The sequence below is a fragment of the Luteitalea sp. genome (assembly GCF_022842525.1).
Classification (GTDB): Bacteria; Acidobacteriota; Vicinamibacteria; order Vicinamibacterales; family Vicinamibacteraceae; genus Luteitalea.
On the sequence record NZ_JALHPM010000241.1, the window covers coordinates 1 to 7,855 of the forward strand.

Genomic DNA, 7,855 nt, shown 5'->3' on the forward strand with positions numbered 1-7,855 from the left:
GTGCTGGCCTATTGGCTGCAGGTGCGCAAGGAGCAGAAGCTCGCTGGCGACTTCCTGTTTCCCGCGACGCGTACTGGCAAGCCATGGGGCAAGGTGACGCACTACGACGCCGTCCGTTCGGTCCTCGAAGCCTCCGGCATCGACAAGAGCCTGTGCGAGGGTGGTGCCTATCGCCTGCGGCACACCTTCGCCCTGCGCCAGCTGCGCCGCGGCAAGTCCGAGGAACTGGTGGCGAAGTGGCTCGGGATCGTCGAAATGCGTGTGATGGATCGCTACCGTCGCGTCGACTACTCCGCCGAGCGACCGGACTGAGACCGAACACGGGCCACGGAAACAGCGCACCGCATGCCGGCAGACCTCATGGCCATCGCCCACGTGCGCAAGGTGCTGCTCGAGCTCGGATACGAGGACGTGCCCGAGCGTCTCGTTTCGTCGTCGCTCGGGATGTCGTTATGGGTGTCGTTGCCGATCGCGGACCTCGCCGGTCGAAATCCGAAGCAACTGGTGGCCGATGACGACGGCCGCGCCGCACTTCGGCAGTGGATCGTGGACCGCCTGGCTGCTGGCGCTTAGGCGGCTGCCCGCACGGCCTCCTGATCCTGACCAGCCGGCTCGTGAAGTTCCCCGGGAACAGTAGGTGAACCTGCGTGCACCGCACTCGCCTCCTCGCTCGCAATCGCAACGGCCGGGGTTCCGATACCGCTTTCGTCCACAGTTCCACCATCTGGTTCACCCGACGCGGTCCGGCGCTGCCCCGTGGGCTTGGGCTTGGCCGCCTCTGCGGCCAGCCGTGCATCGCGTTCGTTCATCCGCCGTCGCACGCCCATCCAGAGGTTGCGCGCCCGCGTCGAGATGTGGAGCACGGCGCGCTTGTACATCGACCGGCGCGTCTCGAGCTCCCGCTCGTTGATGATCTCCTCGATGGCCAGCGTCTCCATCATGGGCATGACGACATCGAGCTTGTGCATCAGGTCGAAGTAGCGCCGACCGAACGACGACGTGATGCCAATCTCCACCTGCAGCGGCACCGTGTCGTAGGAAGCCAGCACATCGATGTTGTGATGCTTGAGCAGGGCCTCGGCCTGGTCGATCGCCGTGTTGATCTCTGTGGTCGCCGAGTCCAGCGACTCGCGGATGTTCTGCTCGATGCGCTCCACCACCTCGTGGTCGAGCTTGACCCGCCCGAGCTCGCTGATGAAGTACATCGAGGCCTGGAAGCTGTAGAAGCACCGGGCGAACAACCGCTTGGCGTGCGGACTCGACAAATGTGTCGTGCGCTTGAGCGACGCGCCTTCAACCTTTCGGAAGTCGGCGCGGTACTCGTCCTTGTTCAGGATGCGCTCGTTCACCTGACCGGTGTCGATGACGGCGAGTCGGGTCGAAGTCATGGGGCCTCTCCGTGGTCCGGGTGAAATTGACGCGTACCGCAATCATCCCGAGCGCGCCCGTCGCGCGCCACCGTAAAGGCGGGCCCAACCCCCTGCCGAAATCGCGCGTCGCCCCATCGTTGACAAAGCCGGGCACCCGGCGCTAAGGTGTTGCACGTGCAGTAGCTGGCCCTGCACCCCAAATCAGGCAAGCCCTCCAGAGCGTCGATACGACGCGCCGCCCACATCGGGCACACCCTCATCCGCCGATCAGCCTTTCGAGGCGCGACCTTCCTGGTCGTGCGCCGAAAGGTGTTTCCCGATCGGTAGCTGGCACACCGATTGACGCGGCACGCGCCGCCGAAGCCAGCCCTTGAATGCCGGTTCATGACCGGCCTCCACCTCAACCCCCGCGGGGCACTCGCTGCCCCGATGGGGACAGGCGTTGCTCCGCATTCCCTTGGAGGCAGCGATGCTCACCATGAGTGCCACCAACGCCTGTATCCGGGGCTCCCTCTTCGACTGCGAGGAGCCTCTTTCCATCCCCGGCAGCGCCGAGGCCATCCATACCCTGCAGTTGCACCAATGGCCGCTGCAGGCGCTCGACGAACCGACTGCGCCGGTCTCGGCAGACGACGAGGTCACGTGGAGCGAAGCGGCCGTCGTGCAACTGCATTGGGTGCTCCTGCAAGAGCTGAAGAAGCTCACGGACCCCGAGACGCCCCTGGAGGAGAAGATCGAGACGCTCGACTGGGCACTGACCAGTCCCGCGAACGATCACCGGCCCTTCTCGTTCGCCTCGTGCGTGCGCGTCGTCGGCACCAGCCCCTTGTCGCCCACCGCGTACTTCGGGCTGCTGGACGTCGACGAGATTCGCCAATGGCTCCTCGTCAATGCGCGACGGTGGCTGCGGGAGTCCGTCGCACGCTATCCGCAGTGGGCGCAGGACCTGTTCTACAGCGATCCCCACTTCGCTGCGGCGCAGCTGACGGCCAATCCGCAGTGGCTCAACGAGCAGATCCGTCGCCACGAGGCATCGGTGTCCTGGGACTCCGCCCAGCCCGACCTGTTCGCGCTGCCGCTCGACGGGAGCGGCGCTCGCACCCCGGAGATGCCATGCCACATCAACTGATGCGACCCGAGGTGCTGCTGGTCGTCATCCTCGTACTCTGGGGGATCGCCGGCAAGTTGGACGAGCCCCTCGAGGGATTCGATCCCGAGGCTACGACCTCCATGGCACCCGCCATCGGCGGGGAGGCCCAGGCACCGGTGGTTCACCTGCTGTGCACTCTCGACGAAGTCGGCGAAGGCACGGGCAGGCGAAACGCCGAGCCGTTGCTCACCTCGGCTTCCACCTCCACGGTGCGGCCATCTCATCCTTCCCGGCTCACCGCTGCGATCCCTCGCGACGTCACGAGCCGCCGACTGACCTGCGTCGTCACCGACGACGACTAGGAGACCTCGATGAATGCTCAGGCCCTTCCCATCCGCACCGCGTGCATGCAGCACCTGCTGCCCGTGCGCTCGGTGGGTGAGTTCGAACACCTCGTGAAGGAATGCGAAGTCCTCACCGGCAACGCCGGCCGCACCTTCGTCGTGGCCGGCGTGGATCGGCCCGCCTACCAGGTGCACGCGGAGGCCGCAGGCTTCCAGATCGCACGGCTGGACGGTGTCGTGCCGCATCAGTGGCTGGCCACAGCACCCGAGCTTGCCAGCCATCCCATCGGCCACGCCTTGGCGTGCGGCCTCCTCTACACCGAGCCTCTCGCGCCGTAGCGCGTCGGGCTCCCCCGATCTCGCAAGGAGCAACCCCCATGTCGATGAACCTTCCAAGCATCGGCTCGGTCCAGACCCCCTACGGCCTGGCCAGCATCCACGTCGGCCGCTATCCCAAGGGTGGCGCCATCTACGTCCAGCTCTACACGGCGGACGGCGACGAGCCGCCCGAGCCGCTCGCAACCCTGAGCTGCAACCTCGTGCCCTACGGCGCCGTGCTCTCGGACGACGAACTTTCGGTGAAGTCGTGGTCCGAGAACGAGCCGCTGATCGACTCGATGCTTGCCACCGGGCTCTTCGAAGACACCGGTCGGCGCACGCCCACCGGGTTCGCGGTGGCGCCGACCTGGCGCATCGCGAACCCTGAGCTCGTGCCCGCTCGACAGTAGTCCCGCGAAGTAACGGCGCGACGGCGATCGATCCGACATGCCCATGGGCACGACGATCGACCACGACGCGCACATGCATCGGAAAGCGGCTCCCCCTGGCAACAGGAGGACCGCGCTCCGGAAGGAGTCGCCTCACGGCGGTTCTTTCCGAAGGGATGGCAGCCCTTCGGAAAGAACCGAGTTCCCCACAGGCAGCTGACAGGCCTGGCGCCCTCCGGCGCGAAGTCAGCCCTTGAATCGCGGCCGCTGCCCCTAAGCGGCCCCATGCAGGTACCACGCCTGCACCACCCATCCCGTCCGGCGGGCAGCAGTCCGGCCATTCCGTGGCCGATTGCCTGCCTCTTCAGCCCACCGTCGCGCATCCGAGCCTGCCAGTCCACGCCTTCAAGGCGTGCGGCCTGGCAGCGCCTTGCCGCGTGGGCATCACGTACCCGAGGAGTTCACATGAACCTCAGTGACTTTGCCCCACCCGCTGCTGCCCTCGAGCCGCAGCCCATCAGTGTCGACGTCCTTCGCGAAAAGTACTGCAAGGGCGACGAATCAACCATCGACGACGTCAACACGCGCGTCGCCACGGCTCTCGCGGACGTCGAGCCTGACCGCCGCGACAAGCATCGTGCCGAGTTCCTGCGGGCGCTCCAGCGGGGCTTCCTGCCGGCCGGTCGCATCCAGTCGGCTGCGGGCATGGACCTCGCAGCGACGCTCATCAACTGCTTCGTGCAGCCGGTAGGCGACTCCATCGCCCAGATGGACGATGGCCACCCCGGCATCTATACCGCGTTGACCGAGGCCGCTGAGACCATGCGTCGCGGCGGTGGCGTGGGCTACGACTTCTCGCGCATCCGCCCACGCGGTGCCTGGGTCGGCAGCACGCGCAGCCACGCGTCGGGCCCGGTGAGCTACATGCAGATCTTCGACCGCTCCTGCGAGACGGTGGAGAGCGCCGGTGCGCGACGAGGCGCCCAGATGGGCGTGCTCCGCTGCGACCACCCCGACATCGAGGAGTTCATCCACGCCAAGGACACCGGCGGCCTGAAGAACTTCAACCTCTCGGTGGCCTTGACCGACGCCTTCATGCAGGCCGTGGTCAACGACGGCGACATCGACCTGAAGCACGCCGCGCAACCGGGAGCCGCCCAGGTGGCCGCGGGCGCCTACCAGCTTTACGCCGGTCAGGGACCCTGGGTCTATCGAACCGTAAAGGCACGGGTCCTGTGGGACCAGATCATGCGGTCCACCTATGACCACGCCGAACCTGGCGTGCTGTTCATCGACACGATCAATCGCGACAACAACTTGTCGTACTGCGAGACGATCGAAGCCTGCAATCCGTGTAGCGAGCAATCGTTGCCGGCCTACGGCTGCTGCTGCCTGGGCTCCATCGACCTGACCCGCTTCGTGCTCGACCCGTTCGAGCCGAACGCGAGATTCGACGAGGAAGCCTTCGCCCGCGTGGTCGGAACCGCAGTGCGCATGCTCGACAACGTGCTCGACGCCACTGTCTGGCCATTGCTGCAACAGAAGCAGCAGGCTATGGACAAGCGTCGGGTCGGCTTGGGCTTCACCGGCCTGGGCGATGCCCTCGTGATGCTCGGGTTGCGGTACGACACGCCCGAGGCGCGCGGGCAGGCTCGACGGATCTCCGAGCTGTTGCGAGACGCGGCCTACCAGGCCTCCATCGACCTCGCGCGAGAGCGCGGGCCGTTCCCGCTGTTCGACGCAGAGCTGTACCTTTCGCGCGGGACCTTCGCGTCACGTCTGCCGCAACATCTGCGGGAGCAGATCCGGCAGTACGGCATCCGCAACTCGCACCTGCTGTCGATCGCGCCGACCGGCACGATCAGCCTGGCGTTCGCGGACAACGTGAGCAATGGGATCGAGCCGGCGTTCAGCTGGCGGTACACGCGCAAGAAGCGCATGCCCGACGGCAGCATCCAGGAGTACGGGGTCGAGGACCACGCATGGCGGCTGTATCGCCGCCTCAAGGGCGAAGCGGCGCCGCTGACATCCGCCTTCGTCACTGCGCTCGAGATGAGCGCCATGGCCCACGCCGCGATGGTTGCGGCCGTCGCTCCCTGCATCGACACCGCCATCTCCAAGACGGTCAACGTCCCGGCGGACTATCCCTACGAGCAGTTCAAGGACCTGTACCTATGGGCCTGGAAGGCCGACATCAAAGGGTTGGCGACGTTCAGACCCAATGCGGTGACCGGTTCCATCTTGAGCGTCGAGGGTGAGCAAGCCGCGCAGACAGCAAGGCCAGCTCAGGATGACGATCCGCTGCGCAAGCAGTTCGACAGCCGACCCGAGGGCGATCTCGAAGGCGTGACCTCGAAGGTCGAGTACCACACGAGCGAAGGCAAGAAGTCGGTCTACCTGACCATCAACTTCATGCGCGTTGCGGGCAGCGTCAACGGCCAACAGGTCGTCATCGAGCGGCCGGTGGAGTTCTTCATGCCGGCGGGTCAGCGCGACGAGGGCCAGCAATGGATCGCCTCGAACATGCGGATGCTCTCGATGGTGGGCCGCTCCGGCGGCTCGATCGAGAAGGCGCTGATGAACATGCGCGAAGTGGTCTGGGACAAGGGACCGGTCCAGTGCGGCAGTGTGCAGCGTGGTGACGGGCACATGGCCAGGCGCTGGCACGACTCCGAGGTCGCGGCGATCGGCTATTGGCTGCAGCAGATGCTGGCCAAGCGCGGATTCCTGGATGCAGAGGGCACGCAAGTGCCGGTGCTTGAGCTGTCCGCGCGCCTGTCGAGGCAGTTGGAACTGCAGTTGGGCTTCGAAGGCTTTGTGGCCTCGGCCGACAGCGTGGCATCGCTGCCGGCGTCGTCGAGCTTCGTGACGCGCGGCCGTCAGTGCCCCGAGTGCGGGGCGCGGGCCCTGCAGCGCGTCGACGGCTGCGAGCGCTGCCCCGAGTGCAACCACGTCGGCAGCTGCGGCTGAATCAACAACCCCGGTCTCCTCGGCGCATGGTGCACACCCTCCAGGTGGGCCACGTGTGCCGAGGCTGCCGACTCATCGGACGACATCATGAACAATGACTTTGAAGTGCGCGTGAAGGACTTGAAGTCCCGTGCGCACGGGCATTGGACGTCCATCCTGCGAAAACTGGGCGTCGACGAAGACATCCTCAAGGGCAAGAACCTGCCATGTCCCATCGATGGCTGTGGCGGTACCGACCGCTTCCAGTACACGGACAAGTTCGGCGAAGGCAACTACCACTGCCGCTCCTGCGGTGCCGGTGGTGGCCTGAAGCTGGCCCACGCCGTGCGCGGAGGACGGTTCGGCGAACTGCTCGACGACATCGAGCAGATGCTCGGCACGGCCCGTGTCGCGTCGGCACCAGGGCTGTCAGGGCCATCGCTGGAGCGGATGAAGAAGCTGTGCCACCAGACCTGGCTGCAGGCGACCCCGGTCGCCGCCGGCGACGAGGTGGACCGGTATCTGCGCAACCGCGGCATCGACCAGCGTGCGTACCCGAAGACGCTTCGGTTCCATCCGGCCCTGGGCTACTACGAGAAGCAGCCCGGGCAAAAGCGCTCGAAGCTGATCGCCACCTACCCGGCGATGCTCGCGTGCGTGCAGGGGACCGACGGTCAGGCCGTCACGCTGCACCGCACCTACCTGAAGGACGGGCGCAAGGCACTGGGTGACCAGTCCAAGAAGCTCCTGTCTGCGGGCATCAACGGAGCTGCCGTGCGCCTCGACGAGGCCACGGACGAACTCGCGATCACCGAAGGCATCGAGACCGCGCTGGCAGTGCGCCTGCGCACGAGCAAGCCGACCTGGGCCGCGTTGAACTGCGGCAACCTGGAGCGGCTGTGGGTCCCCGAGCGTGTGCGGCGCGTGTGCATCTATGCCGACAACGACGCCAACGCGGAGTTCGCCGGCCAGTCATCGGCTTACCTGCTCGCGCAACGCCTCGTTCGCGAGGCACGCAAAGCAGGTCTGCATCGCACGGTAGAGGTCTTCGTGCCCCGCCAGGCCGGCACGGATTGGGCCGACATCTGGCTCGCCTCGCTTGCCAAGGACAAGCGGGCGGCATAGTCTTTCGGGGTGGCAGCAATGCCACCCCTCTTTCCTTGTGTCCTCCGTGGGCACAGCGAAAGAGGTCCGAAGTTTGTTTCCCTGTGGCAGCTGCCAGGCCACGCTGATCGACAGCAAAGGTAGCCCTTCAATCCGAGCGCGCGACGGTCTCGCCGTCGCGCCGCATCACCGCTCAGCCAGGCTGAGCCCACCACCCCGCGGGGACGCGCTTCCCCGCTCAAGGGGTAGAGCCGTCCCCGTATTTCATCTGGAGATCCCCATGAAGTACGG

The 7,855-nt window shown here is 66.3% G+C and carries 9 protein-coding genes; 8 read left to right on the forward strand and 1 reads right to left on the reverse strand.

Annotated features, from left to right (window positions below; all coding sequences use genetic code 11):
* Positions 1 to 312, forward strand: a 312-nt coding sequence (locus tag Q0C41_RS27950; protein WP_291989693.1) for a tyrosine-type recombinase/integrase, incomplete at its 5' end; no start/stop codon positions are given.
* 33 nt (positions 313 to 345) lie between these two features.
* Positions 346 to 573: a hypothetical protein gene (locus Q0C41_RS27955; protein ID WP_291989694.1), complete on the forward strand. Its 228-nt coding sequence runs from the start codon at positions 346 to 348 to the stop codon at positions 571 to 573.
* Here the strand turns inward: Q0C41_RS27955 and Q0C41_RS27960 are convergent.
* The gene (locus tag Q0C41_RS27960; protein ID WP_291989696.1) at positions 570 to 1,388 is read right to left on the reverse strand and encodes a hypothetical protein; all 819 of its coding nucleotides are present in this window, start codon (positions 1,386 to 1,388) and stop codon (positions 570 to 572) included. The two genes, Q0C41_RS27955 and Q0C41_RS27960, sit on opposite strands and share 4 nt — an antisense overlap.
* 451 nt (positions 1,389 to 1,839) lie before the next feature.
* Here Q0C41_RS27960 and Q0C41_RS27965 point away from each other — a divergent pair, with 451 nt between their 5' ends.
* From Q0C41_RS27965 to Q0C41_RS27990, 6 genes are all read left to right on the forward strand, one after another.
* The gene (locus Q0C41_RS27965; RefSeq protein WP_291989698.1) at positions 1,840 to 2,499 is read left to right on the forward strand and encodes a hypothetical protein; all 660 of its coding nucleotides are present in this window, start codon (positions 1,840 to 1,842) and stop codon (positions 2,497 to 2,499) included.
* On the forward strand, positions 2,484 to 2,822 hold the full coding sequence (locus tag Q0C41_RS27970; protein WP_291989700.1) for a hypothetical protein: 339 nt from the start codon (positions 2,484 to 2,486) through the stop codon (positions 2,820 to 2,822). Before Q0C41_RS27965 ends, Q0C41_RS27970 begins: the two co-directional genes overlap by 16 nt.
* 9 nt (positions 2,823 to 2,831) lie before the next feature.
* Positions 2,832 to 3,143: a hypothetical protein gene (locus Q0C41_RS27975; protein WP_291989702.1), complete on the forward strand. Its 312-nt coding sequence runs from the start codon at positions 2,832 to 2,834 to the stop codon at positions 3,141 to 3,143.
* 38 nt (positions 3,144 to 3,181) lie between these two features.
* Positions 3,182 to 3,532 (forward strand): hypothetical protein, encoded by a 351-nt coding sequence (locus tag Q0C41_RS27980; protein WP_291989704.1) that lies wholly within the window; start codon positions 3,182 to 3,184, stop codon positions 3,530 to 3,532.
* Between the two features lie 444 nt (positions 3,533 to 3,976).
* The gene (locus Q0C41_RS27985; protein ID WP_291989706.1) at positions 3,977 to 6,481 is read left to right on the forward strand and encodes an adenosylcobalamin-dependent ribonucleoside-diphosphate reductase; all 2,505 of its coding nucleotides are present in this window, start codon (positions 3,977 to 3,979) and stop codon (positions 6,479 to 6,481) included.
* Positions 6,482 to 6,568: 87 nt separating this feature from the next.
* A complete protein-coding gene (locus Q0C41_RS27990; protein WP_291989708.1) occupies positions 6,569 to 7,585 on the forward strand; it encodes a toprim domain-containing protein in 1,017 nt (338 codons plus the stop codon).
* Positions 7,586 to 7,855: the final 270 nt, after the last annotated feature.

Excerpts from the sequence above, each read along its gene's own strand:
- Q0C41_RS27955 (WP_291989694.1), top strand. The coding sequence starts at position 346 with ATGCCGGCAGACCTCATGGCCATCGCCCACGTGCGCAAGGTGCTGCTC.
- Q0C41_RS27960 (WP_291989696.1), bottom strand. The coding sequence starts at position 1,388 with ATGACTTCGACCCGACTCGCCGTCATCGACACCGGTCAGGTGAACGAG.
- Q0C41_RS27965 (WP_291989698.1), top strand. The coding sequence starts at position 1,840 with ATGCTCACCATGAGTGCCACCAACGCCTGTATCCGGGGCTCCCTCTTC.
- Q0C41_RS27970 (WP_291989700.1), top strand. The coding sequence starts at position 2,484 with ATGCCACATCAACTGATGCGACCCGAGGTGCTGCTGGTCGTCATCCTC.
- Q0C41_RS27975 (WP_291989702.1), top strand. The coding sequence starts at position 2,832 with ATGAATGCTCAGGCCCTTCCCATCCGCACCGCGTGCATGCAGCACCTG.
- Q0C41_RS27980 (WP_291989704.1), top strand. The coding sequence starts at position 3,182 with ATGTCGATGAACCTTCCAAGCATCGGCTCGGTCCAGACCCCCTACGGC.
- Q0C41_RS27985 (WP_291989706.1), top strand. The coding sequence starts at position 3,977 with ATGAACCTCAGTGACTTTGCCCCACCCGCTGCTGCCCTCGAGCCGCAG.
- Q0C41_RS27990 (WP_291989708.1), top strand. The coding sequence starts at position 6,569 with ATGAACAATGACTTTGAAGTGCGCGTGAAGGACTTGAAGTCCCGTGCG.